Below are 25,602 nucleotides of genomic sequence, written 5' to 3'. Positions count from 1 at the left end.
TAATTAAGAGGAGACAGAATATGCAAGTTATTTTGAAAGAAGATGTAGTGAATTTAGGCTACAAAGACGATATCGTAACAGTAAAAGACGGTTACGGACGTAACTTTCTAATCCCCACGGGTAAGGCAGTGATCGCTTCAGAGTCTGCTAAGAAAGTATTGGCTGAGAACTTGAAGCAACGTGCCCACAAATTGGCTAAGATCAAGGAAGACGCTCAGACTTTGGCCGCTAAGTTAGAGGGTGTAGCTTTGACGATTGGTGCTAAGACTAGCTCTACAGGTACGATCTTCGGTTCTGTAACGAATATCCAAGTTGCTGAGGCTTTGGCTAAGGCTGGTTTCGAGAATATCGATCGTAAGATTATCTATATCAAGGAGTCTGTTAAGGAAGTAGGTAGCTATAAGGCTGTTTTGAAACTTCACAAAGAGGTTTCCGTTGAGGTTCCTTTCGAGGTTGTTTCTGAATAATAGATACTTTAATATATCATGAAAGAGGGTAGTTTCGAAACTGCCCTCTTTTTTTGTTTTAATTATAAAAAAAGACATCTGTCAATCAGCAAAAAAGCGCTACATTTGTTCCCGAATTTGCAATAATTTTAGAAAGTGAGCAAAAAGTCTTTTCTATATATTAACTTGCTATTTGCGTTGTTTTTTTTCTTGCCCGGACTTCAGGCGAGAGAGAAGACTTTTACGGTCGTGATCGATGCTGGGCATGGCGGGAAGGATCCGGGCGCTAGAGGGGCGAATATTAATGAGAAGGAGATAAATCTCGCTGTCGCCTTAAAATTGGGTCGACTGATAGAGAATAACGCGGAGGATGTGCGTGTGATCTATACTCGTAAGACGGATCGTTTTATCGAGTTGGACGAACGTGCGAATATAGCGAACCGCAATAAGGCGGATCTTTTCGTGTCTATCCATACGAATGCCGTAAAGCGTGGAAGTACCGTGCAAGGTACGGAGACGTATACGCTGGGTTTGGCCCGTAGCGAAGAGAACTTAGAGGTGGCTATGAGCGAGAACTCAGCGATCTTGTTGGAGGATAATTATCAACAACGGTATGAGGGATTTGACCCGAACTCTTCGGAGTCATATATCATTTTCGAGTTTATGCAGAATAAGCATATGGAGCAAAGTATTAGTCTGGCTTCCGAGATACAGAAATCGTTCGGGGCTTGTAAGCGGGTAGACCGTGGCGTAAGACAGGCTGGTTTTTTGGTGCTTCGCAAAACGAGCATGCCCAGTGTTCTGGTCGAGTTGGGGTATATCTCGAATCGTCAAGAAGAGCAGTTCATGAGAACCGCCGCCGGACAAAATAAATTGGCGGAAGCGTTGTACGATGCTTTTTGCAAATATAAGAAGAATTACGATCGTCGTAAAGGAAATTTTTCCGGAGTTGTCGCTGCTCCCGTAGCGAATGAGGAAACTCCGCCTCCGGGGAGCGAGGCTGATATCTTAAATAAAAAACAGCAAGCTACAAGACAGAAAACCTCAGTTTCTTCTACCACTTCCGTGAACAGGAACACGAAAGGAAAGGTTATATATAAGATACAATTCTTGACTTCCAATAAGAAGCTTCCTGCGAACTCCCGGTTATTTAAGGGGTACAAGAACGTGGATTTCTATGTGGAGAAAGGTATCTATAAATACACGTATGGCGAGACTTCGGATTTTAACTCGATCCGGAAGATGCGCCGAACGATCGCGAAGGATTTTAAAGATGCCTTCATCATCGCTTTTAAGGATGGGAAGAAGGTGAAATATTAATGATATAGGAATAAATTATACATTATAAATAAAGGAAATGAAAAGTGTATTCACTAAAGAGGCGAAGATCGGACTTGTGACGATCGTAAGTCTGGCGTTATTGTATTTAGGCATTAATTATCTGAAGGGTATTAACCTGTTTCAACCGGTGAACCATTACTACGTATCATTCAGCAACGTAAAGGGGGTGACGATTTCCAGCCCTGTATTTGTGGATGGTTTTAAGGTGGGATTGGTTCGTGATATTATTTATGACTATGATACGACCGGTAAGATCATCGTTGAGGTTAGTTTGGAAGATAAGATGAGGCTGAATAAGGGAAGTTATATAGCGGTTGTCAATACTTTCTTAAGCGGAGCTGAGTTGCATATTCATTTGAACACTTACGTGGATGACTTTTTGAAGCCGGGTTCTACGCTCGAGGGACGAATGGAAGAGGATATGATGCAATCCGTACAGGAGAAGATCTTGCCAAGCGTTGAGAACCTTTTGCCGAAGATCGACACGATTTTGGGTAGCTTGCAAACCTTGATCGCTCATCCGGCCTTGGCTCAATCCTTGAATCATATCGAAAAAACGACTAGCAACCTAGAGGTGTCTACCCGTCAGTTGAATCAGATGTTGAGTAAGGATGTACCGGGTATCGTGAATAACTTGAAGACGATGACGGATAATTTCTCGGAGGTGAGCGCCAACTTGAAAGAATTGGATTTGGCTACAACGGTCAATTCCATCAATGCGACCTTGGCGAACTTGAAGTTGACTACGGATAAATTGAACTCGACGGATAATAGCATCGGCTTGTTGTTAAACGACAAAGGATTGTATGATAATCTGAACAGCACGATGGACAACGCCTCTAAGCTATTGCTTGATTTGCGGGAGAATCCGAAGAGATACGTGCATTTCTCTGTTTTTTGATTATGTTAAAAAATCATAGCATAAAAGACGTTATTTAGAATCATTCTAATTAGACAAAAAGTTAGGGGACTCCTGCTGATTATACGCATAAGGCCTTTAGGTAAAGTGAGATAGATACTTCCTGAGGCCTTATTCCGTCACCGGACGTCAGCGTTTACGCTTTTGTAGAGGTCTCTAAAATAAAGGGTTTTTGAACGTTGGTCGATCTAAATAGCAGTAAATCAGATAGGTATTAGTAACTATCTGAATCTAAAAGGGATATTGAAAATTCATATTTACCAAACAAAATAGCACTTTTTTTTTCGGAATTAATTTCTAAACTTTGTAGTCCGAATGTAAAAAGTATTAGTGGGAGAGAAAGAAAACATGCAGACTGATTATCAAACATTGTGGAATAAGTGCCTTGCGGTCATAAAGGATATTGTGCCTAAGGCAGCTTTTGACACATGGTTCGTACCTATCGTTCCGTTATCATACGAAGACAAGAAGTTTACCATACAGGTGCCTAGTCAATTCTTCTATGAGTATCTGGAAGAGAAGTATGTTAATGTTTTGAAAGTTACATTGTATCGTGTAATCGGTCAAGGAACCATTCTTAACTACCGTATCATGGTGGATAAGACCACTGGTGGTACGGTTGATTATCCGGCGGAGAATGCTTCCACCGCTGTAAAGAAAGTCACTCCCAAGGACGCTAACAAGGCTCCGAATCCTTTTATGACGACTGCTCCGCAGGATTTGGACCCTCAGTTGAACCCGAAGTATAATTTTGATAATTATTTCGAGGGTACGAGCAATAAGCTGGTTCGTACGGCGGGTGAGGCTGTTGCCCAGAATCCGGGAAAGACTACGTTTAACCCGTTGTTTATTTTTGGTCCGTCAGGAGTGGGTAAAACTCACTTATGCCATGCGATCGGAACCCGTATCCGGGAGTTGCATCCGGAAAAGAAAGTGTTATATGTATCTTCGCATTTGTTCCGGGTACAGTTTACAGATGCTATCCGTAAGAATACGACTAATGACTTCTTGAATTTTTATCAAAATATCGATGTGCTGCTGTTGGATGATATACAGGAGTTGATCGGTATGGATAAGACTCAAAATACATTCTTCCATATTTTCAACCACTTGCACCAGTTAGGTAAGCAGCTTATCTTGACTTCTGATAAACCTCCTGTGGATTTGCAAGGTATGGAAGAGCGCTTGATCACCCGTTTAAAATGGGGATTGACGGCTGAGTTGAGCCGTCCGGATCTGGATCTACGTAAAAAGATACTGAAGAATAAGATCAACCATGACGGAATCATGATTCCGGATGAGGTCTTTAACTTTATCGCTAATAATGTGACGGAGAATGTCCGTGACTTAGAAGGTATTCTCGTCTCTTTAATGGCTAATGCGGTTATCAATAATCGTGAGATCGATCTGCCGTTGACGAAACGTGTGGTTAGCCAAGCGGTTCGGTTGGAGAAGAAACAGATCTCCGTACAGATGATTCAGGAGATCGTTTGCAAGTATTTCAACTTGGAGCAATCGGTTATCCAGACTAATTCCCGTAAACGTGAGATCGTGCAAGCCCGTCAGATCACGATGTATTTGGCGAAGAAATATACGGACTCCTCTTTTTCCCATATTGGAAAGATCGTAGGAAAGAAAGACCATGCGACGGTCTTGCATGCTTGTAAGACGATCAAAGACCAGATTGAGACTAGTAAGTCTTTCCGGTCTTCCGTAGAGGAAATCGAGGTCTTGCTCAAGAACTAAATTAAGAATCCCTATATAGTAGGATAAGGACGTCTCTTTAAAGAGGCGTCCTTCTTTGTTTTGGAAGATCCGTATAAGTGTTAAGTTTTCTTTTTGGAAAACTATTTGATGCTTAGTTTTGTTTAAGTAGTTGAAAATGTGGGGTTGCGAGTTTGGTTTTGGAAAACTTTTCAATAAGTATTCTTTTTAACGTAGGGTAATTTGGATAACTGGTAAAGTATGCGTAAACTTGCAGTCGCAAAATAAATATAATAATTGTGGATCGTAAAACTTACACTTTTGACGAAGCGTTTAAGGCTTCATTGGATTACTTTACCGGTGACGAGCTCGCCGCTAAAGTATGGGTAAATAAATATGCCTTGAAGGATGCGTTTGGAAATATCTATGAGGAATCTCCGAATGATATGCATCATCGCTTGGCAAGTGAGATTGCCCGTGTGGAAAAAAAGTATCCGAATCCGTTGTCGGAACAAGAACTTTTCGACCTGTTTGATCATTTCCGCTACATCGTTCCGCAAGGAAGTCCGATGACGGGAATTGGCAATGATTATCAAATTGCCTCACTCTCTAATTGTTTTGTTATCGGATTGGACGGGCAAGCGGATTCGTATGGTGCGATTATTCGTATTGACGAAGAACAGGTACAATTAATGAAGCGCCGTGGTGGTGTAGGCCATGATCTTTCGCATATTCGCCCGAAAGGTTCTCCGGTTAAGAATTCTGCGTTGACTTCTACCGGGTTGGTTCCGTTTATGGAACGTTATTCGAATTCCACCCGTGAGGTGGCCCAAGATGGCCGTCGTGGAGCTTTGATGCTGAGCGTTTCTATTAAACATCCGGACTCGGAGGCGTTTATCGACGCTAAGATGACGGAAGGTAAGGTTACAGGTGCAAATGTATCTGTGAAGATTGATGATGATTTCATGAATGCCGCGGTTAATGGCGGTACCTATAAGCAACAATATCCAATTGATTCGGATTCTCCCGTTTATGTGAAGGATATCGATGCTTCTGGCTTATGGAAAAAAATTATTCATAACGCTTGGAAATCCGCTGAACCGGGTGTGCTATTCTGGGACACGATCTTACGTGAGTCTGTACCAGACTGCTATGCGGATCTGGGGTTCCGTACGGTTTCCACGAATCCTTGTGGCGAGATACCTCTTTGTCCGTATGATAGTTGCCGTTTGTTAGCGATCAATTTATATTCATATGTGGTAAATCCGTTCACTCCGGACGCTTATTTCGATTATGATTTGTTCAAGAAGCATGTAGGTTTGGCCCAGCGGATTATGGATGATATTATTGATTTAGAGTCGGAGAAGATCGAGATGATCTTGGCTAAGATCGACTCGGATCCGGAATCCATGGAGGTAAGACAAACAGAGCGTCATTTGTGGGAAAAGATCCAACGAAAGACTTTGCAAGGACGCCGTACAGGTGTGGGCATTACGGCGGAAGGCGATATGATTGCCGCTTTAGGTTTGCGTTATGGAACAGAAGAAGCAACCGATTGTGCGGAACTTATACAAAAGACATTAGCTTTGGCCGCTTATCGTTCATCCGTAATGTTGGCGAAAGAACGTGGTGCCTTTGAGATATTCGATGCGAAGCGTGAGGAAAAAAATCCGTTCATCAACCGTTTGCGTGAGGCTGATCCTGCTTTATATGAGGATATGTTGAAATACGGCCGTCGTAATATCGCTTGCTTAACAATCGCTCCGACGGGAACGACTAGCTTGATGACACAGACCACTTCCGGTATAGAGCCGGTATTCTTGCCGGTATATAAGCGCCGCCGCAAAGTAAACCCGAACGATTCCGAGGCTCGTGTGGATTTCGTGGATGAGACAGGCGACGCTTTCGAGGAGTATATCGTATTCCATCATAAGTTTGTAACGTGGATGCAAGCGAATGGTTATTCGGCAAGTAAGAAATATACACAAGAAGAAGTGGAGGAGCTAGTTGCTAAGTCTCCTTATTATAAAGCGACTTCCAATGATGTCGATTGGTTACAAAAAGTCCGTATGCAAGGACGCATTCAGAAATGGGTGGACCATTCTATCAGCGTAACGATCAATTTGCCGAACGATGTAAGTGAGGAGTTGGTAGACTCTTTGTATGTTGAGGCATGGAGATGCGGATGTAAAGGATGTACTGTTTATCGAGATGGTTCTCGTTCCGGTGTCTTGATTGCGACAGATAAAAAGAAGAAAAAAGAGGATTGCAACTGCATGCAACCACCGGTTATCGTATCTACCCGTCCTCGTGAATTGGATGCGGATGTGGTAAAATTCCAGAATAACCGTGAGAAATGGATCGCTTTCGTCGGCTTGTTGAATGGCCGTCCGTATGAGATCTTTACCGGTTTGGCCGATGATGACGAGGGTATCATGTTACCTAAAAACGTTTCTAAAGGTACGATCATCAAGAGCTATGATGAGGATGGTAATAAGCATTACGACTTCCAGTTCAAGAATAAACGCGGTTATAAAATGACAATCGAAGGCTTGGATGGCAAGTTTAATCCGGAATATTGGAACTACGCTAAATTGATTTCCGGTGTGCTCCGTTACGGAATGCCTATCGATCAGGTTATAAAACTGGTACAGGGTATGGAGTTGAATAGCGAGTCTATCAATACTTGGAAGAATGGCGTGGAACGGGCCTTGAAGAAATATTTACCGAACGGCATGGAAGCGAAAGGGCAGAAATGTCCGAACTGTGGGTTGGAGACCTTGATTTATCAAGAAGGTTGTTTGATCTGCACGAATTGCGGAGCCTCTAAATGCGGTTAAATAATTGACTAAATCTATATACCATGAAAGTCACTTTTAATATAAACTTCCATACCGTTTGGGGACAGAAGTTATGTGTAGTGGGCTCCATACCGGAATTAGGCTCTTGGGAACCTGCTTTGGCTAAGGAGATGAATTACTCTGGGGATGGAAACTGGAAACTGGAACTGGATCTTCCACCCGATATAAAAGATATAGAATATAGATATTTCTTAAGTGTTAATGATAAGCAGATCTTTGAGGAGTGGGAGAAGAATCACCGGATTGTATTGGATGGACAATCTGATTCTTACATCCTTTATGATTATTGGCAAATCCGTCCGGATAATCTAGCCTTTTATTCTTCGGCTTTCACCAAAAGTTTATTCGCTCATCCCTGCAATACACATGAGAGGGTCGTTAGAAGTGGAAGAAAATTGGTGATAAAGATATCCGCTCCCCGGGTGGAAAAGAATCAGTGTGTAGCCATTACTGGAAATCAAGAATGCTTAGGTAACTGGCATCCGGACAAGGCTTTATTGCTGAGTTGCGATACTTTCCCGGAATGGCATATTGATTTAGACGCTGCGGAGATACGGTATCCTTTAGAATATAAATTTTTGGTTTGGGATAATGATTCCCGTCAACCTTTGTATTGGGAGAGTGATGAGAATCGTATTCTAAGTCTTGTTCCCCAGAAACAGGGTGAGACCGTTGTTATATCTGGTCTTTACTTCCGGGATAGCTTACCGTTATGGCGTTGTGCCGGCTCGGTTATCCCCGTCTTTTCCTTGCGCTCGGAAAAGAGCTTTGGAGTAGGTGATTTGGGAGATTTACACATGTTGGTGGATTGGGCTAGAAAGACGCACCAACGTATCATTCAAGTATTACCTATGAATGATACGACGATGACCCATACTTGGGTGGATTCCTATCCGTATAGCGCTATTTCTATTTATGCCCTTCATCCCATGTATGTGGATTTATCGGCTTTGGGGACCTTGCAAGATCCGGAGAGAGCTGCTTTTTATGCAGGGAAGCAAAAAGAATTAAACGCAAAAGATACGGTTGATTACGAGGAAGTACTGAAATATAAATTGGGTTATTGTCAAGAATATTTCGCAGGGGAGGGTAAGGCCGTATTAGATACGCCGGAGTTTAAAGAGTTCTTGGCGCAAAATGAGTCATGGTTGATGCCTTACGCTACTTATTGCTTCTTGCGGGAAAGTTATGGGACATCGGATTTCTCTCAATGGCAAGGTAATTCTACTTACAATAAGACACGTGTTCGCGCCCTATGCCGGGAAGATAGTGACGCATGGCCGGAGATCTCGTTCTCTTATTTCTTGCAATATGTATTGCACAACCAGTTCAAGTCGGTATCGGATTATGCCCGTAAGAATGGAGTTGTATTGAAAGGTGATTTACCCATTGGCGTGAGCCGCACTAGTGTAGAGGCTTGGACGGAACCGAAATATTTTAATATGAATGGTCAAGCGGGTGCTCCCCCCGATGACTTTTCCATGAACGGTCAGAACTGGCTGTTCCCGACTTATAACTGGGATGCGATGGAGAAAGATAATTTCTCTTGGTGGAAAAAACGCTTCGCTAAGTTAAGTGATTATTTCGATTGTTTCCGTATAGATCACATCTTGGGATTTTTCCGAATATGGGAGGTTCCTTGTGAATATGTGCAAGGGCTTTGTGGTCATTTCAATCCAGCGTTGCCGTTCTCGAGAGAAGAGATCGAGCAGTATGGATTGAATTTTAACGAGTCTCGTTTCACGACCCCACATATCAATCGACAATTCTTATCGGAATTGTTTGAGGAAAATACAGAAGAGGTGATAGGTGCTTATTTGGCACAATCCTCCTCCCGGCATTATGTGTTAAAACCGTTCTGTGATACGCAAAGGAAGATTGAGGCGTTGTTTGCGGATAAGGCGGATCCTGTTTCCCTACGGATCAAGAATGGCCTGTTTACGATTGCGAATGAGGTATTATTTCTTCGTGACCCAAGAGAGACCGATAAGTTTCATCCCCGGATCTCGGCGAATCAATCCTATATCTATCGGGAATTGAGTGGTTCCGACCGTTATGCGTTCGATCAGTTATACTGGCATTTCTTCTATCATCGCCATAATGATTTTTGGAAGGCGCAAGCGTTTAAGCGTTTGACACCGTTGGTTGCGTCCACGGAGATGTTGGTTTGTGGAGAGGATCTCGGTATGATCCCCGCCTCTGTTCCCGAGGTTATGAATAAGTTGCAAATACTAAGCTTGGAGATTGAGCGTATGCCGAAGAGCCCACAGCGGGAATTTTCCGATATGTTCAATCTGCCTTATCATTCGGTTTGTACGACTTCTACACATGATATGACTCCTCTTCGTAATTGGTGGAAAGAAGATCCGGAGAAGACACAGCGTTATTACAACCATGTATTGCAACGGATCGGTGAGGCCCCGGATGAATGTACGGCTGAAATCGTTGCCCAGATTATTTCTAATCATTTGAAGACTCGTTCCATGCTGACGATTATTCCGTTGCAGGATTGGTTTGCTATGGATGATTCTATCAAGCGGAAGGATATAGAATCCGAGCGTATTAACGTTCCTGCGAATTCAACGCATTATTGGCGCTACCGGATGCATATTACGTTGGAACAGCTTTTACAGGCTGATAACCTGAATAATAAGATAGTCTCGTTGATAAAAGAGGCTGGACGAAAATAAGAAAGACTAAGGGCCGTATCGAAAAGTGCGGCCCTCAGTCTATTTGTCCGCTTTCTTTTTCTCGGAACACATCGAGCAGGCTCCGTTGAACCGTGCGTTTGGTTCGATCTCTAGGGATTGGGTATATATATCTCCCTTGATAATTGCTGTTGATTTTAGAATAAGCTTTGCGCTTACTTTTACGGAGCCATCTACCTCACCGAGAATCTCAGCATTCTCGGATACGATATTGCCTGTTACGCTACCTTTGGGGCCGATAACGATTTTGCCGTTGCAACTGATATCTCCCTCTACTTTTCCATCCAAGCGAAAGTCTGTCTCTGTGATAATATTACCCTTTATCGTTGTCCCCGCAGCCAAGGCGTTGTGTAATCCGCCTGCGGAATTTTCATCTTTTTGTTTTATTCCCATCATAATGTGTTGTTACTTGGTTGACAAATATAAGACTATTTTTTTGCAGGAAGGTTTACTTTCTATACATTTACAGATAAATTAAAAGATTATGACAACAAAGATTGAATTACGAAGGATGACATTCTATGCCTATCATGGCGTGGCACCCCAAGAGACCCGGGTTGGGAATACTTTTATCGTAGATTTGATACTGACAGCTCCGTTGGAGAACGCGGTATGGAGCGACGATTTAAGCGATACGATCAATTACGCCACAGTATATGAAACCGTGAAAGCAGAAATGGCTATCCCCTCGAGACTTCTCGAGCACGCGGCGGGGCGTATCTTGAAGGCTTTGAAAGAGAGATTTCCACAGATCACGGAGGTGGAACTTGTCTTGTCTAAATTAAATCCTCCGTTTGGCGGAGATATTCATAGTGCTTCGATAATTCTTAAAGAAAGCTTTCTTTCTGTTTAGAAACTTTTATTTACCTTCGCGTTTGTAAAGAAGTGATGCGATATACGATATACTAAAAGCACAAATACGATAACATTATGGCATTTACCAACAACGTAATGATTGTTCGTCACGGATTGCTGGCGAAGTTAGTAAAGCTCTGGAAAGAAAACCGTCTTCTAGAAGAAATTGATCGCTTGCCGATCGAGTTGAGTCCCCGAAAATCGAAAGTGAGGGGCCGTTGCTGTGTACATAAGGAACGTGCCGTCTGGAAATACAAAACCTTGCCTTTGCTTGGTTTTGATATGCAGGACGAGGAAGATGAGTTGACACCGCTTTCAGAGTATGCGAAGCGTGCCTTGTTCCGCTCGGAGAATAAGAAGGAAAATATCATGTGTGTAGTGGATGAGGCGTGTTCCTCTTGTGTCTCCGTGAATTATGAGATCACGAATCTTTGCCGGGGTTGCGTGGCTCGTAGTTGTTATATGAACTGCCCGAAGGACGCTATCCGATTCAAGAAAAACGGTCAGGCCGAGATTGATCATGAAACTTGTATCAGCTGTGGTAAATGCCACCAAAGCTGTCCGTACCATGCCATCGTTTATATCCCGATCCCTTGCGAGGAAGTTTGTCCGGTTAAGGCGATCAGCAAGGACGAGTATGGGGTGGAGCATATCGACGAGTCTAAATGTATATATTGCGGTAAATGTGTGAATGCTTGTCCGTTCGGTGCTATCTTCGAGATCTCGCAAGTATTCGATATCTTGCAACGCTTGCGGAATAAGGAACAGATGGTAGCGATTGTCGCTCCGTCTATCTTAGCTCAGTTTAGCGCTCCGAAGGAAAAAGTGTATGGCGCTATCAAGTCCTTGGGATTCGAGGAAGTGGTCGAGGTGGCGCAAGGCGCTATGGAAACCACCCGTCATGAGGCGGAAGAATTGATCGAGAAATTGAAAGAAGGACAACCGTTCATGACCACTAGTTGCTGTCCGTCTTACGTGCAATTGGCCGAGAAACATATCCCGGATTTAAAGAAATACATCTCTTCTACTGGATCTCCGATGTATTATACGGCCCGTATCGTGAAGGAAAAATATCCGGATGCGAAGATCGTGTTTGTTGGCCCGTGCGTGGCGAAACGAAAAGAGGTGAAACTAGATCCGTGCGTGGATTTTACACTTACGTTTGAGGAAGTAGGCTCCGTATTGGAGGGATTGGGTATCAAGATCGAGGAGGCCCAGCCTTTCTCCGTATTATTTAACGCTGTCCGTGAGGCGCATGGCTTCGCCCAAAGTGGTGGTGTGATCAACGCCGTTAAGGTTTATTTGAAGGACGAGAACGTAAATGCCGTGCAGGTAGCCAACCTGACAAAGAAAAATGTGGCATTATTACGCGCTTACGCTAAAACCGGAAAGGCTCCCGCGCAGTTTATAGAAGTGATGGCTTGCGAGGGCGGTTGTGTGACCGGTCCTTGTACGCACGCCGATAAGACTGCCGGACAAAAGCAGCTTATTAAGGAGCTTACTAAATTCTAGACAAAATGATTAAAAAATTGGCTTTATTTGTCTCCTTGACGGGAGTTTTTCTATGTACCGCTTCTTGCGGACATAAAGAATTACCGTCGATGGGAGATTATTCCGTACAGGTATTTAATGATACCCGCATACGTTTCGCTCCGGATGTATATCCCGCCGCTTTTAACGCTCCGGGACCGGACAGTATCTATCATTTGGTGAATGGCCGTATTATCTTGAAGAAGGTAACATTGCCGAAATATAAGCGAAACGTTTCCGTCAAACTCCGGGTTACGGTAGCTTCGAATGGAGATCGCTGGGATAAATCCGGGTCTTGTTTTGTATTGCCAAATGCCTCGGGCATTAATTTGTTGAATATCGCTAAAGGCGAGAAGGAGTTTCCTGCGGTGGATAGCGTGAAACTGGAGAAGATGATCGGTATCATCCCCGGGACGGATTATCAACCTACCGTGGAATTGATGCGTTTCATGACTCCGTTCGGAGTAGGGCATTACAGTAGTCCCGAGGATAGCTTGACGAAACATCGTAAACCGGTGTATGTCGACCATTGGGAAGATAGCGTAAGCTGGGAGCAAGACATAACCGATTTGTATCCTCTTTTGGAAGGTGGTGCTTATGTTGGAATCTTTATCGATACATGGACACCGGAAGGATACGTCGCAAGCATGACGATTGATGTGGATGAGTCCGATCTGACTTGCGACGCTTTGCCGAAGAAACATGTAGAGCCGTTGATGAATACGGTTTATTATATCGGGCAGGAATATCCGGATATATTCGCCCGGAAGGACGTGTCATTGGATTTTGATATTCCTCAAGGCGCACGTGATGTCCGTCTGAAATATATCGTTACGGGACATGGCGGTCATTCCGGCGGGGATGAGTTCGTGGAAAAACAGAATATTGTTTCCGTTGATGGAGTTCCAGTCTTGGATTTTGTTCCTTGGCGTACGGACTGCGCTTCTTTCCGTCGTTTTAATCCGGCTACCGGGGTTTGGTTGAGAAAGCGTCTGGCTTCCTATATCACCGAGAAGGGATATTCGGAGAAAGAAGTAGAGGAACCCTTGGCGTCTTCGGATCTTTCCCGCTCTAATTGGTGTCCCGGATCGGATGTGATACCGGAAGAGGTAGCGTTGAAAGATATCCAACCCGGCCATCATACGCTGACGGTGAGTATTCCGGAAGCGGCAGAAGTGGATGGGAATAAGCTGAATCATTGGTTGGTCTCAGCCTATTTGGTCTGGGATGAGTAAATAATGTGATAATATGTTATGTACCAATGTGCCAATCATTCTCTCTTCAACTAATTGGCATATTGGCACATTAGCCAATTAAAAAATTATTGATATGGAAGACTTGTTACCTTTCGCCCTATTATGTTTCACTTCGTTTTTTACGTTGACCAATCCACTCGGTACGATGCCGGTTTTCTTGACCATGACCAATGGTATGAATGACCATGAACGGAAAGCGATTGTCCGAAGGGCCACGATCGTGTCGTTCATCACCTTGATGGTTTTTACTTTCTCCGGTCAGTTCCTGTTTAAGTTCTTTGGTATCTCCTCAAACGGCTTTCGCATAGCTGGCGGCTTTATTATCTTCAAGATCGGGTTTGATATGCTTCAGGCACGCTATTCCAACGCAAAGTTGAAAGAGGAAGAGGTGAAAACCTATGCGGATGATATATCCATTACTCCTCTGGCGATTCCGATGTTGTGTGGTCCGGGAGCGATCGCCAACGCAATCATGCTTATGGATGACGCTTCGACATTCACCTTAAAGGGTACGTTGATCGGAATAATCGCATTGGTCTATTTTATCACATTCTTGATCTTGCAAGCTTCTACCCGGCTGGTACGTATATTGGGAGAGACTGGAAATAACGTGATGATGCGTTTGATGGGATTGATACTGATGGTGATCGCCGTGGAATGTTTCGTAAGCGGATTGAAGCCTATCTTGATCGATATCTTGCGTGAGGCGATGGGCTAACAAATTACCAGACCAGCTTCTTTCTGCGATGGGCGCTAAATATTGGAATAACCTTTTCTTATCCTCATCGCAATCGGAGATATTTGCTTTCCAGATAAGTCGCTCTGCTTGGAACGGGAGATACGATATGATATCATGGGTGTGTGTTGTCCCGTTTGAGATCGTGATCTTCTTGGATTTAGCATACAGGTTCATATCCTTCATTTTTTGCTGTCCTTCAGGTGTCGTATCATGAACTTCTTGTGTGAAATGAAGTCTGTTTATTTTTAACATGGCTAGGTGATCGATCAATTCTTTGAGATTATCCTTCGAGATGAGAGTGAAAGGTGTGTGTATTGCCACGGTCCGATTGCTGTATCGGGGGCCATCTAGTATGGTCATTCCCGGTACGTTCCATTGAATATTCTCTACCTGAGTTTGGCTGTTTATTGCTGGAGGAAGCAGAAAACGTAAGGTTTGCATTGCGTAAAAGAAACCTTTTTGTCCGGATGCTTTTATTAGAATACAAGAGGGGGCTATATTCAGTTTATAATGTTCGGCCGCTAGTTCTCTGTCTGTGCGGAATATGATATTGGCTCGTTTGTCTTGTATTTTTATTTCCGGGGTGAATCCGGCGGAAAGCGTGAATAGATCGGTCAACTCCCGAGCGATCATAGCCTGTTTTTCATTTTCTACACTAATGAGGGTTGCCTTGTTGAATGTGAAATCACCTTTGTCTGATACACTTTGCAAGGGGAAAGGAATGATCTCCGGTTTTTCGTCCGGAAGGAAACATTTTACAAGTATCATAACCAAAATAATAAAATATATACCCGTTGTACGTAACATAAGAATAATTTTTAATGATATGCTTTTTTGTTTAATTTTTCACTTGCTGCAAATCTATGCTTTAAGGATATTTTCTTGGGTCCAAAATCGTCCGTGAAAATTCAAAAAACGTTTTTTTAGACTCTGCAAGCCTTATATTTCGGACGATTTAGTATTTTTGCCGAACAATGGGTGATATACAACTATGCGAGTATTTTGGAGGTTTTTACAATTATATCTATTGCTGTTTTTTGTGTGTTTAGCGGAGTCTCTTTATGCAGCTCCTAAGTATTATTTTAAACAAATTTCTTTGGAAAACGGATTATCGCAGTCTTCCGTGAAATGTGTACTGGTAGATGAAAGAGGTGTTATGTGGATTGGTACCCGGTTTGGGTTGAATCGTTTCGATAGGGAAAAAATAACCGTTTATCAGGAGGAGAGAGAGAATCCGAATTCTCTTCCTTATAATGATATTGTTTTTTAGAGGAAGATGCGGAGGGGAATGTTTGGGTAGGAACTAGTCGCGGATTGGCATATTTCGATCGTGGTACTCGAAAATTTGTACGTCAGGAAATAGACGGTCAACCTTTGGTCGCTGCTTGTAGCCTCCTCATGCCGGAAGGAATCTATTTTTTAGGGAAGCAAGGTGTTTTTTGTTATTCCTATGCGGAAAAGAAAATGATCCGGTGTAAGTTCAAGGAAAGTCCGTTTGAATTTTCGCCTAATTATGTTTATTTGTATGACGAAAAAGAGAGGAAGGTCATACTGTCTTTTCTGGAAAAAGGGCTTTGGTGGTATTCGCTAGACACCGGAGATATGGAACGTGTGTCGTTTATCCCCAAAGGGAATATCCCCTCCATGTATATAGATTCATTCAAGAGAATATGGGTGGCTATCTATAATAAAGGTGTTTTTTGTTATGATCGAGAGGGGAGATTGCAGGAGCATTTGGAAACCCCGGAGAGATTGACTCATAATATCGTGCAAGATATGTGCGAGAAAGATGGCGAACTTTGGCTGGCGACGGACGGAGGTGGTATCAATATATATAATTACAAAAATAAGACCGTAAGAGCGATTATGCATCTTCCGGGCGATCGCCATTCGTTGCCGGTAAATTCTTTCGCCTGTCTGTATATCGATGATGAGGATAATGTTTGGGCGGGCAGTATCAGGGGAGGATTGATCGGCATCAAACCTGTTTTTATGACGACTTATCGGGATGCTCCTCCCGGGGCTTCTTACGGTTTGAGTTTTCAGTCGGTCACTTCCATGTATGAAGATCGTGATGGGAAAATCTGGATAGGAACGGATGGGGGAGGTCTTGATTTGTTTGATCCGCAAAAAGAGACTTTCCGGAAATATCCTCAGACTGCGGGGATGAAGGTGGTGTCTATCATGCCGTATAGCGATTCGGAATTGTTGTTATCTTTGTTTGGTGTAGGGCTTTATCATTTTAATAAAAATACAGGAGAATGCCGGGAGTTTTTGTTAAATTGGGGGCATGTGCGAAAGGATTTATTCTTACGAGGTAATTCGATTCGTTTATTTCCTTTAGACGAGGACTGTTTTTGTCTTTTATCCGATAATCATTTGTCTGTGTATAATCGGCGGAAACAACAATTTGAGCCTTTACCGGAAGATCTGTTACCGCAAAGTTTGCTTGCACCCCGTTTCATACAAGGCGATTCTTGTTACATAAGTTCTTCCGCAGCTTTGTATGTGTTGGATATCCCGCATAAGCAACTACGTCCGTTATTTGTGAGGAATGAGGATATCGGTACGATACTTGCGGTAAAACAAGATAAAGATAACCGTTTTTGGTTGGGGACATCTTCCGGTCTATATGTTTATGACCGTCTCTCGGAAAGATTGGACACGGTTGATCAGGATCGTTTTATTGGGGTAACGTCTCTTGCGTTTGATCGTTCTGATCGCCTTTGGATAAGTACTCATGAAGGGTTGTATGCGTATGTACCGGATGAGAAGCGTGTAATCGTTTTTGGGGAATCTGACGGTGTCTTTACACGTGAGTTTCTTCCGGAACCTGCTTTTGAGGCTTCTTCCGGTAATATTTATATTTCTGGGGTGGAAGGGCTGGTTAGGATACGGCCCGACTATGACATTCATGAGGAAGAGGATTTTTCTGTAAGCATGATTAATTTGGCTTTAGATGGGGCTCCGATTCATCCCGATGGTATATCCGGGGAACAGGCTATTTCCATTCCGTGGGATTATGTTTCTTTTGGGTTAAGTGTTATCGTGAAAGAGAAAGATTTGATGCGGAAGAAATTATTCCGTTTTTACATCAAGGGAGACCGTGAGGAGTTGTTGGAGACTTCAAGCCATGCATTTACATTTCCGGCACTTTCTCCGGGCAACTATGAATTATGGGTTTCCTATAGCAAGAAGAATGGAGACTGGAGTGTTCCTTTGAGATTATTGACAGTAGATGTGGAGCCTCCTTTGTGGAGACGCGCTTGGTTCCTGATCGCGATGGGGATGATTGTGTTTGCGGCAATTGGAGGGATGATCTGGTCTGTCATGCGACGCAAAGAAAGGAAACTTGCTTGGGCCATGAAAGAACATGAACGAAAGTTTTATGAGGAAAAAGTCCGTTTCATGGTGAACATCAGCCATGAATTACGTACGCCGCTTACTTTGATCTATGCTCCGCTCAAACGTTTGCTGAAATCCGGAAAGGTGACGGATAAAGATGTATCCCGGCAATTGGATGGTTTGTTGTTGCAAACTTGCCGGATGCGGGAGATCGTCGATATGGTGCTCGATGCCCAGAAGTCTGATACGAACGGCGATGTTATGGATATTCGTTTTTACGATCTTAACGATTGGATACGATCGGTAACGGATGATTTTATCATGGAATTCGAAGCCCGTAGGATTTCTGTGCGGTTCCAGTTGGATGCTTCAGTAGAGAAAGTACCCTTTGATACTTCCAAATGCCGTGTCGTTTTATCTAATTTATTGATAAATGCGATGAAATTCAGCGATCCGGATACCTCATTAGTCATTGGTACGGAGCGTATGGATAAGAATGTGCGGGTTTTCCTTGCGGACCAGGGGATCGGATTGAGACATGTGGATATAAACCGTCTTTTTACCTGTTTTTACCAAGGTGAACACGACCGTAAAGGGAGTGGGATCGGGTTGGCTTATGCCCGGAAACTTATAGAGTTGCATGGCGGAAGTATAGGTGCTTACAATAATGAGGATGGAGGTGCCACTTTCTATTTCGACCTTCCTTTCACGCAAGCGTTTGTTGCCGCGGAACCGGATAGCGTTATCGATTTAAGCGTGAAGGGCACTGACAAGCCGGAAACAGATGTGTGCGGGGTACAGGTAGATACGGAGCTTGCTAAATATACATTGTTGGTGGTTGAAGATGAGATAGAGCTGCGTAACTACTTACTCGGTGTCTTGCAGGCAGAGTTTAAGGAGGTTTTTGTAGCCGGAGACGGGGAAGAGGCTTGGGAAATCTTGGGTCAATGTCAGCCGGATATTGTAATCAGTGATGTCATGATGCCTCGGACTGATGGTTTTGAGCTGTGTTACCGAATCAAGAACGACGTAGCGGTTAGCCATATTCCTGTGGTTCTGTTGACCGCAAGGGTGGATCAAGCAAGCTCGGTAGAGGGGTATAAATCAGGGGCGGATATCTATTTGGCGAAGCCGTTTGATATAGATTCCTTGTTGGTGATTCTGCGGAATATATTAAGACAGCGAGACCTACTTCGTGTGCGTTATCGTGAGTCCGGTTGTCTATTCTCTCCAAAAGAGGATGCGACAAGCAATGCGGACGAACAATTCATGTGTAAATTGAATACGTTGCTTCGGGAGAACTTGAGTAATCCGGATTTGAATGTGCCTTTTATCGCCTCTGCGATGGCGATGAGTAGAACGACGCTTTATAGCAAGTTCAGTCATTTGTCGGATGTCTCGGTTGGTGATTATGTGATTAGGTTTCGTATGGTCGAGGCTTCTCGGTTGCTTTCATCTCATAAGGATATGAGTATTCAGGAAGTAGCGGACCGTGTCGGTTTTTCCAGCGCTCGTTATTTTAGTACGGCTTTTAAACAAAGCTATGGGGTCACTCCAACCGAATATCGTCGAAATAATTAAGTGTTAGTTGCAGACTATTCTTTTCATAAATTCAATCTTTTTAGCAAAATCTGATAGATATCTCCTATAAACAACTTTTTGGGTGAGTCATATGTTTTAAATAGCCCCTGAATGAGGACATTATGATAGATTTTCTATGATAATTATTATTGTCTACCTATTGACATTTCGGGTTGGCTAGTGTAAAATTGGCTTAAAAAAGTATGGCTACAATAAAAGTAAAGTTTCGTCCATCGACGGTGAGAGGCAAAGCGGGTGTTGTCTGTTACCAACTTTGTCACAGACAGGAGAATAGGCAAATAACTACCGATATGCGGATATTTCCTCATTGGTGGAATGGGGAGAAACGAGAGTTGGTTGTTACGCCTGACAATGAAAAAACTATTTTTTCTTATCAGAAACGAATAAATGCGGACTTAGCTGCGATCCGGAAAATCATTCGGGAATTAGATGCTGTAGGGAATGAATACACCTTGTCCGATGTGATCGGGAGATTTCGATCTCCAAAAACTGAAACCGGAATGTTGGACTATTTGAGAAAAGAGATTGGACTCCTTCATGATAGCGGTCAATTCAGTACTTCCCGTAATTATTTACGAACATTGAACAGCTTTTCCTCTTTTTTAGAGAATTGTGATATACCTCTCACCGCATTAGACTCCGATACGGCTTGCAAATATGAGAAATGGCTATGGGGAAGGAGAGTGAGTAAGAATAGTAGCTCATTTTATATGAGAATCTTGCGTGCCGCTTATAATAAAGCTGTACAAGAGCAACTTGTGGAGCAAGCTTTTCCTTTTCATGAGGTATATACCGGGATCGCCAAGACATCGAAACGTGCCGTTAGTGAAAAGACCATTTTGAAATTGCAGAGACTTGACCTGTCTTATTCATCGGCTTTGGCTCTCTCCCGGGATTTGTTTGTATTCAGCTATAGTACTCGAGGGATGGCGTTTGTGGATATGGCTTATTTGAAAAAAGAAAATATAGGTAAAGGGGTAATTACTTACTGTCGCCATAAGACCGGTCAAAACCTGACGTTGCGTATTGAACCTTGTATAGAGGCGATCTTGAGACGATATCTATCGGACTCTTCGAAAACTCCCTATGTATTTCCAATCATTACCGATGAAAATCCGGATCGGGCTTATTTGCAATACCAAACGGGATTGAATTACCATAATCAGAAATTAAAGCGATTGGGGAAGTTAATCGGTGAGACATTGCCTCTATCTTCATACACTCCCCGCCATAGTTGGGCTACCGCTGCACGCAATCATAATATCCCTGTTGCGGTTATCAGCGCAGGAATGGGACATACCTCCGAGAAAACAACTCTTATTTATTTGGACTCTTTGGATAACTCGTTGATAGACAATGCGAATAATGGGATTTTAAAAGATCTAAATTCTACTGTCTCTTGGTAAGAAATCTTAGAAATACGTCGCAAATGTAATTATAATCTGCAAAACAAAAAAATAAAGGGGGGATTTTTGGATATAAATTGTATCCTCTGTTGATGTAACTCGTTAACAAATAGCGTATATAAATACGTTAATTGTTTTCTTCTCTATTATTCTTTGTCTGGTCTGGAAAATGAGAGTGTATACTTTTTTCGACAACAACCTTATCTTTTTTCGAGTATCAAATTGAGTAAACCGAGTAAAAAAGTAGTTTATATATATATTATATATTTGATAATAAGATAAATAACTATTTGTACTGTTTCTTACCAAGAAACGGTAGAAATATAGGGTTAGGGTTTCCCATTCACTGTAGTCAGGAATGGTCCTCATTTCGGAATTTTATATAAAAATAGCCGGATTAACCTTGATTGCTGTATATCCTTTAATCAAAAAATAAGGAAATACAGGAATGGAAGGTATATCCTCTTTGTACATGAATAAAAACGGTATAATTCATTGAAAACAATAACACTTGACGGCAACCATTGGTTTGCGCTAAAAGTATTTTATAACAAAGTTTTTGAGATCGAGGAATCCCTCAAGAAGGATGATATCGATTGCTATTTCCCTTGTGAGTATGCGGTGGTCATGCGGAATGGAGTAAGAAAGATCATACGTAAACCAATTATCAGTTCAATCCTGTTCTTTCATTCTACGACATTGCGTGCGATGGAGATACAGAGGCAATTCACGGACAAGGTGATCCTGTATACAAGAGATAAGGAATTGAAAAAGGTGCCACTTATCATTCCGGACCGGGAGATGAATATTTTCATGTTGGTCACGTCATCCGGCGAGAAAGGAATGGAATATTTGGGGGCTGACAGTACCAAGTTTTGTCGGGGAGAACGTGTGAGAGTGATTGACGGGAAATTCAAGGGGGCGGAAGGATATATCTGCAGGATCAAGAAAAACAGCCGTTTGGTTGTCGCCATTCAGGGGGTCTGTGCCGTAGCGACCTCCTATATCCCACAAAGCTTTATTCAAAAAATATGAGAACGATAATAGAGACCGGTCTTTTTTTATCAGGTGGTTTTTTGATATCCATTTTACAGGGATTGATACTTATCCCCAATATCTTGTTGATCTCCTATAAGAAACGATTGTTTGATCAGCCCGACGAGCGTAAGGTGCATTCCATACCTGTTCCCCGCTTGGGAGGTATCTCTTTCTTCCCGGCGATACTCGTGTCGCTCTGTTTGATAATCGGTCTGTTCCATTGCGTTGGGATTCCGATAGCTCGTTTGCTAACCGATCGAAGTTTGTTGGAGTTACTGTTTTGGGTCAGTGGTTGTATGCTACTTTATCTCATTGGTGTGGCAGATGATCTGGTGGGTGTCGGTTATCGTTACAAATTTGTTGTTCAGGTTTTTACGGCGATCCTATTGGTGTTGCCGGGGGCATGGATTAACTCGTTAGGCGGTTTGTTCGGAATTTATATGCTTCCTTCGTGGGTGGGTATTCCTTTGACGGTTTTGATAGTCGTTTATATAACCAACGCTATTAACCTGATTGACGGTATAGACGGCTTGGCTTCCGGCTTGAGTTGTATCGCGCTTACCGTATTGGCGGCTATCTGTATATCTAACGGATCTTATTTTTATGCATTGTTGGCGTTAGCTACGTTAGGTATATTGATACCTTTCTGGTTCTATAACGTTTTTGGCAACGCTCAGCGTGGGCACAAACTTTTCATGGGGGATACAGGAAGCTTGACGATCGGTTATATCCTCAGCTTCTTGGTAATACAACTAAGTGTCGTACATTCAGATGGGGAGGTCCGGACAAACCCTTATATGGTTATAGCATTCTCGACGCTCTTGGTTCCTCTTCTTGATGTCTTCCGTGTGGTGTTGCATCGATTACGTAAAGGCAGGAATCCCTTCTTACCGGATAAGAATCACATCCATCATAAGTTGTTGCGGACTGGTATGCGTGTCCGTACGGTATTGGTGACGGTCCTGTTAATCTCCTTCTTTTTCATAGGGATGAATATCCTGCTGTCCCCGGTTTTAAATCTTACTTGGTTATTGGTACTAAATATGTTGTTGTGGGCATTGATACATCTTATCATCAACCGGTGTATCATCCTTTACAAGGAAAAAAGTAGCATCAATGAAATCAATTAATTTTATATCAATAAGAGTTCTCATTATTCGTAACCGTTATGGCTACAAATATGGCTACCATTACGGCTACGCTGGATATACGAAAGAGGAATAAATAGGATGTGGTTTTTCAAAAAGCAGACCAGTCTTGTGGGAAGCGGTATTTTGGAGGGATTTACTGATTACCATTCACATATATTACCCGGGGTGGATGATGGTATACAGACGTTGGGTGAATCTTTGGATACGTTGGATTGTTTGGAGAAACTAGGAGTTAAATCTATTTGGCTTACTCCCCATGTCATGGAAGACATTCCCAACACGAGCGAGAAATTGAGAGAACGTTTCCAGCTTCTTCTTCAATATTATTCCGGAGGTATAGCTCTCCATTTAGCTGCGGAATACATGTTGGATAACTTATTTGAGGAGCGACTGGCCTCGGAAGACTTGTTGCCGATTGGCAAGGCTCAAAAACATTTGCTAGTGGAGACTTCCTATTTTAATCCTCCGATGGGATTAAATAATATTCTGCTTCGGATCAAGGCAAAAGGCTATATACCTGTACTGGCGCATCCCGAACGATATACCTATATGAATGAGAAAGATTATTGGCGATTGAAAGGTATGAACGTGAGGTTCCAATTGAATCTCCTTTCCTTGATTGGTGCATATGGTCCGGAGGTTCGAGGTAAGGAGGAGTGGCTACTGAAAAACGGCTATTATCAACTCTGTGGAACTGATATTCATAGCCTTAAGCTTTGGAAAGAAAGTGTTATGAAGAAAAGAATATCGGGAAATGTCTCTCGAATGTTGCAAGGCATCATAGCGACACATTTCCCGGGATAGTTAATGGAACAAGTAACGATATTCATCGCACGAGAAGCAGGGACAAGCTTTCTTTACGCCGGGCAAGTCACGATGCCCCACGATAAGCGCATGAGGAAAGAGCGTGTGGAGTTTCCACAGGAGTTCCCTCAATTGCTCCTTCTGTTCCGGGGTACGGGTATCGGCGGTTTTGCCGCTTTCATCCAATCCGCCTTCATAACAAATACCTATGCTGCAACGATTGAGTCCACGGACATGGGCACCTACTTCCAGCAGTCGGCGATGCTGTGTCACGATTCCACTCCTGCGGATATAGAAATGATAGCCGATGGTACGGAATCCCCGTACCTTATGGTCACGGAGAAGCTGTTCCACCGTATAGTCACGGTCACTTTGGGTAGCGGAACAATGTATGACGATGAAGCGGACAGAGTCCGCCCCATTCATCATTAATCCGCTTTCCACTTGCGTCAGCAGGGTACGCTCGTTGAGCGTCTCTTTTCCGCCGACAATCATGGGAAATGTTTCTTGCGTCATTGTCACTAGAATTTAGAAGTGAGAAACACAGGAAGATACACCTAATGCCGTTAAGGCTGCGATAATAGCCTGTACGATAGCTTGGACTATTTTCTTCCAATCGATTTTACTTGATTTGCTCATGTCTGTTCAAATTTTGAGGTAAATAATGTATAGTTTATGAAAATCAGATCTCACCGGGGCTTTCGGAATCCCCTTCCTCGGGAGTTACGATAGGTACCCCACCCTTAAAGTCGATTCTCACCAAATTGGTTTTCTCGGGCAGGAGCGCATAACGGAACGTCCCGTTAAGGATCGTATACTCGGCGTTAAACGCCGGTCGGATACTTTTCACCAGCTTGGCTGTCACCTCCTTGGGTGTGCTTACGCTTTTCTCGGTGAGCAACTCGTTGTAGAAGATGCCCAATCCGTCCAGCCTGATCTTGTAACCAAGCGCCATGTGGGTTTGGCAGAAATAAGCGAGACGTTCGATGACCCCGATCACGTCGGCTGGTGTCAAGGCCGACTCTTGTGCGATCTGGGTAGCCACCTGCTTGGTAGTGATTGTACCATAATAATAAGCTTGAGCACTGTAAACAGTTTCTCCCTTACGAGGGCCAATGTTCAAATCGATTTTTCTAGCATAAAAAGGCTGTGCCATAATGTTAAAATTTTAATAGTGAATACTCTGTTATTTTTATCAATGTCATTGACTGATACAAAAGTAAGGAAGTCGAAAACCTCACTTTCCGATGCTTTCGGTTTCATTCCGGTTGTTTCGTTTAAGGCATTTCCGAAGTGAATAACTAATGGCTTGTCAAGTGAATAACTAACGGCTATACCTAGTGAATAACTAGCGGCTCGGGAAGTGAATAACTAATGGCTTCAGTCCCCGCTTACGGTTCACCGAGATACTGTACGATGATGCCTATTTGCCTAGGTGTAAACGTCTTGTTATAAGTCTTATAGTACGCTCCTTTCAATTCGGCGATCAGGTGGGGGTTATGCTTCATTAAGTTGCGGAGGTTTGCGATGGCAGATTCCTCGTTGACCGTATCCGGAAAATAGAGCCTCGCCAACTCCCTTTTGGAGTACGGGCGGATTCGGAAATTCGTGTTGTTCATATTAAAAAAGAGTTTTAGGTGAAAACTGTTCATTGCTTTTACATCCGGATGATATTGCGAAACTATATAGTTTGTGACAAAGCGTGGAATATCTGCAAAAAATATCTAAACACTTCAAAAACAATCAAGGGGTAATTCTCTCCATATAATATACAATGAACTATAATAAGAAAATTGAATACGGTTAACGATAATTAGCATGATTATGCAATTTATCGTGCATGGAAAGCTCGTCGGGGCTGACAGCTCAGCCCCTTGCCGCATGGCGTTCCCTCCGC

At 43.0% G+C, this 25,602-nt stretch carries 19 protein-coding genes and 2 pseudogenes; 15 read left to right on the top strand and 6 right to left on the bottom strand.

The window, feature by feature from the left end:
* Positions 1 to 20 precede the first annotated feature (20 nt).
* The 6 genes from rplI to NBH16_RS18870 all read left to right on the top strand — a co-directional run bounded on the left by rplI (position 21) and on the right by NBH16_RS18870 (position 9,961).
* Positions 21 to 467 (top strand): 50S ribosomal protein L9, encoded by a 447-nt coding sequence (rplI, locus tag NBH16_RS18895; RefSeq protein WP_005855078.1) that lies wholly within the window; start codon positions 21 to 23, stop codon positions 465 to 467.
* A 135-nt stretch (positions 468 to 602) separates the two neighbouring features.
* Positions 603 to 1,766 (top strand): N-acetylmuramoyl-L-alanine amidase family protein, encoded by a 1,164-nt coding sequence (locus NBH16_RS18890; RefSeq protein ID WP_009018600.1) that lies wholly within the window; start codon positions 603 to 605, stop codon positions 1,764 to 1,766.
* A 37-nt stretch (positions 1,767 to 1,803) separates the two neighbouring features.
* Positions 1,804 to 2,688, top strand: a complete 885-nt coding sequence (locus tag NBH16_RS18885; protein ID WP_005855082.1) for an MlaD family protein — start codon at positions 1,804 to 1,806, stop codon at positions 2,686 to 2,688.
* Between the two features lie 366 nt (positions 2,689 to 3,054).
* On the top strand, positions 3,055 to 4,452 hold the full coding sequence (gene dnaA / locus NBH16_RS18880; RefSeq protein ID WP_008774487.1) for a chromosomal replication initiator protein DnaA: 1,398 nt from the start codon (positions 3,055 to 3,057) through the stop codon (positions 4,450 to 4,452).
* A 257-nt stretch (positions 4,453 to 4,709) separates the two neighbouring features.
* A complete protein-coding gene (locus NBH16_RS18875; RefSeq protein ID WP_005855085.1) occupies positions 4,710 to 7,250 on the top strand; it encodes an adenosylcobalamin-dependent ribonucleoside-diphosphate reductase in 2,541 nt (846 codons plus the stop codon).
* Between the two features lie 23 nt (positions 7,251 to 7,273).
* Positions 7,274 to 9,961: a 4-alpha-glucanotransferase gene (locus tag NBH16_RS18870; RefSeq protein WP_005865486.1), complete on the top strand. Its 2,688-nt coding sequence runs from the start codon at positions 7,274 to 7,276 to the stop codon at positions 9,959 to 9,961.
* A gap of 39 nt (positions 9,962 to 10,000) precedes the next feature.
* Here NBH16_RS18870 and NBH16_RS18865 read toward each other — a convergent pair whose 3' ends face one another.
* Positions 10,001 to 10,372 carry a bactofilin family protein gene (locus NBH16_RS18865; protein WP_005855088.1) on the bottom strand — a complete coding sequence of 124 codons (372 nt, stop codon included), beginning with the start codon at positions 10,370 to 10,372 and terminating at the stop codon, positions 10,001 to 10,003.
* Between the two features lie 91 nt (positions 10,373 to 10,463).
* On the opposite strand from NBH16_RS18865, the gene folB reads away from it, so the two are divergent.
* From folB to NBH16_RS18845, 4 genes are all read left to right on the top strand, one after another.
* A complete protein-coding gene (folB, locus tag NBH16_RS18860; RefSeq protein WP_005855090.1) occupies positions 10,464 to 10,832 on the top strand; it encodes a dihydroneopterin aldolase in 369 nt (122 codons plus the stop codon).
* Positions 10,833 to 10,909: 77 nt separating this feature from the next.
* A complete protein-coding gene (locus NBH16_RS18855) occupies positions 10,910 to 12,346 on the top strand; it encodes a monomeric [FeFe] hydrogenase (protein WP_005855092.1) in 1,437 nt (478 codons plus the stop codon).
* A 5-nt stretch (positions 12,347 to 12,351) separates the two neighbouring features.
* A complete protein-coding gene (locus tag NBH16_RS18850) occupies positions 12,352 to 13,599 on the top strand; it encodes a PNGase F N-terminal domain-containing protein (protein ID WP_048928347.1) in 1,248 nt (415 codons plus the stop codon).
* Positions 13,600 to 13,693: 94 nt separating this feature from the next.
* A complete protein-coding gene (locus NBH16_RS18845) occupies positions 13,694 to 14,338 on the top strand; it encodes a MarC family protein (RefSeq protein ID WP_005865493.1) in 645 nt (214 codons plus the stop codon).
* Between the two features lie 426 nt (positions 14,339 to 14,764).
* Here NBH16_RS18845 and NBH16_RS18840 read toward each other — a convergent pair.
* Positions 14,765 to 15,127 (bottom strand): annotated as a pseudogene (locus tag NBH16_RS18840) (glycoside hydrolase family 20 zincin-like fold domain-containing protein); the annotation flags it as partial.
* Positions 15,128 to 15,350: 223 nt separating this feature from the next.
* Here NBH16_RS18840 and NBH16_RS18830 point away from each other — a divergent pair.
* The 5 genes and pseudogenes from NBH16_RS18830 to NBH16_RS18810 all read left to right on the top strand — a co-directional run bounded on the left by NBH16_RS18830 (position 15,351) and on the right by NBH16_RS18810 (position 23,705).
* Positions 15,351 to 19,285 (top strand): annotated as a pseudogene (locus NBH16_RS18830) (hybrid sensor histidine kinase/response regulator transcription factor).
* 203 nt (positions 19,286 to 19,488) lie between these two features.
* Complete coding sequence (locus tag NBH16_RS18825) at positions 19,489 to 20,712, top strand: tyrosine-type recombinase/integrase (RefSeq protein WP_005865498.1); 1,224 nt, start codon at positions 19,489 to 19,491, stop codon at positions 20,710 to 20,712.
* 495 nt (positions 20,713 to 21,207) lie between these two features.
* A complete protein-coding gene (locus tag NBH16_RS18820; protein ID WP_005865503.1) occupies positions 21,208 to 21,747 on the top strand; it encodes a UpxY family transcription antiterminator in 540 nt (179 codons plus the stop codon).
* Complete coding sequence (locus NBH16_RS18815; RefSeq protein WP_005865505.1) at positions 21,744 to 22,880, top strand: MraY family glycosyltransferase; 1,137 nt, start codon at positions 21,744 to 21,746, stop codon at positions 22,878 to 22,880. Before NBH16_RS18820 ends, NBH16_RS18815 begins: the two co-directional genes overlap by 4 nt.
* A gap of 99 nt (positions 22,881 to 22,979) precedes the next feature.
* Positions 22,980 to 23,705 (top strand): tyrosine-protein phosphatase, encoded by a 726-nt coding sequence (locus tag NBH16_RS18810; RefSeq protein WP_005865508.1) that lies wholly within the window; start codon positions 22,980 to 22,982, stop codon positions 23,703 to 23,705.
* Here NBH16_RS18810 and NBH16_RS18805 read toward each other — a convergent pair whose 3' ends face one another.
* The 4 genes from NBH16_RS18805 to NBH16_RS18790 all read right to left on the bottom strand — a co-directional run bounded on the left by NBH16_RS18805 (position 23,706) and on the right by NBH16_RS18790 (position 25,357).
* Positions 23,706 to 24,221, bottom strand: a complete 516-nt coding sequence (locus NBH16_RS18805; RefSeq protein WP_250788964.1) for an N-acetylmuramoyl-L-alanine amidase — start codon at positions 24,219 to 24,221, stop codon at positions 23,706 to 23,708.
* A 12-nt stretch (positions 24,222 to 24,233) separates the two neighbouring features.
* A complete protein-coding gene (locus NBH16_RS18800; protein ID WP_005865512.1) occupies positions 24,234 to 24,344 on the bottom strand; it encodes a smalltalk protein in 111 nt (36 codons plus the stop codon).
* Positions 24,345 to 24,387: 43 nt separating this feature from the next.
* Positions 24,388 to 24,861: an HU family DNA-binding protein gene (locus tag NBH16_RS18795; RefSeq protein ID WP_250788963.1), complete on the bottom strand. Its 474-nt coding sequence runs from the start codon at positions 24,859 to 24,861 to the stop codon at positions 24,388 to 24,390.
* 235 nt (positions 24,862 to 25,096) lie between these two features.
* A complete protein-coding gene (locus NBH16_RS18790; RefSeq protein ID WP_009018605.1) occupies positions 25,097 to 25,357 on the bottom strand; it encodes a DUF4248 domain-containing protein in 261 nt (86 codons plus the stop codon).
* Positions 25,358 to 25,602: the final 245 nt, after the last annotated feature.

Origin of the sequence: Parabacteroides sp. Y3-G-102 (genome assembly GCF_023656845.1) — a bacterium.
GTDB lineage: Bacteria > Bacteroidota > Bacteroidia > Bacteroidales > Tannerellaceae > Parabacteroides > Parabacteroides distasonis.
This window is presented reverse-complemented; position numbering and strand designations above follow the sequence as displayed.

Bases quoted from the DNA above. Each gene is read 5' to 3' on its own strand.
- rplI (WP_005855078.1), top strand. From the start codon at position 21: ATGCAAGTTATTTTGAAAGAAGATGTAGTGAATTTAGGCTACAAAGAC.
- NBH16_RS18885 (WP_005855082.1), top strand. From the start codon at position 1,804: ATGAAAAGTGTATTCACTAAAGAGGCGAAGATCGGACTTGTGACGATC.
- dnaA (WP_008774487.1), top strand. From the start codon at position 3,055: ATGCAGACTGATTATCAAACATTGTGGAATAAGTGCCTTGCGGTCATA.
- NBH16_RS18870 (WP_005865486.1), top strand. From the start codon at position 7,274: ATGAAAGTCACTTTTAATATAAACTTCCATACCGTTTGGGGACAGAAG.
- NBH16_RS18865 (WP_005855088.1), bottom strand. From the start codon at position 10,372: ATGGGAATAAAACAAAAAGATGAAAATTCCGCAGGCGGATTACACAAC.
- folB (WP_005855090.1), top strand. From the start codon at position 10,464: ATGACAACAAAGATTGAATTACGAAGGATGACATTCTATGCCTATCAT.
- NBH16_RS18855 (WP_005855092.1), top strand. From the start codon at position 10,910: ATGGCATTTACCAACAACGTAATGATTGTTCGTCACGGATTGCTGGCG.
- NBH16_RS18850 (WP_048928347.1), top strand. From the start codon at position 12,352: ATGATTAAAAAATTGGCTTTATTTGTCTCCTTGACGGGAGTTTTTCTA.
- NBH16_RS18845 (WP_005865493.1), top strand. From the start codon at position 13,694: ATGGAAGACTTGTTACCTTTCGCCCTATTATGTTTCACTTCGTTTTTT.
- NBH16_RS18825 (WP_005865498.1), top strand. From the start codon at position 19,489: ATGGCTACAATAAAAGTAAAGTTTCGTCCATCGACGGTGAGAGGCAAA.
- NBH16_RS18815 (WP_005865505.1), top strand. From the start codon at position 21,744: ATGAGAACGATAATAGAGACCGGTCTTTTTTTATCAGGTGGTTTTTTG.
- NBH16_RS18810 (WP_005865508.1), top strand. From the start codon at position 22,980: ATGTGGTTTTTCAAAAAGCAGACCAGTCTTGTGGGAAGCGGTATTTTG.
- NBH16_RS18805 (WP_250788964.1), bottom strand. From the start codon at position 24,221: ATGACGCAAGAAACATTTCCCATGATTGTCGGCGGAAAAGAGACGCTC.
- NBH16_RS18800 (WP_005865512.1), bottom strand. From the start codon at position 24,344: ATGAGCAAATCAAGTAAAATCGATTGGAAGAAAATAGTCCAAGCTATC.
- NBH16_RS18795 (WP_250788963.1), bottom strand. From the start codon at position 24,861: ATGGCACAGCCTTTTTATGCTAGAAAAATCGATTTGAACATTGGCCCT.
- NBH16_RS18790 (WP_009018605.1), bottom strand. From the start codon at position 25,357: ATGAACAGTTTTCACCTAAAACTCTTTTTTAATATGAACAACACGAAT.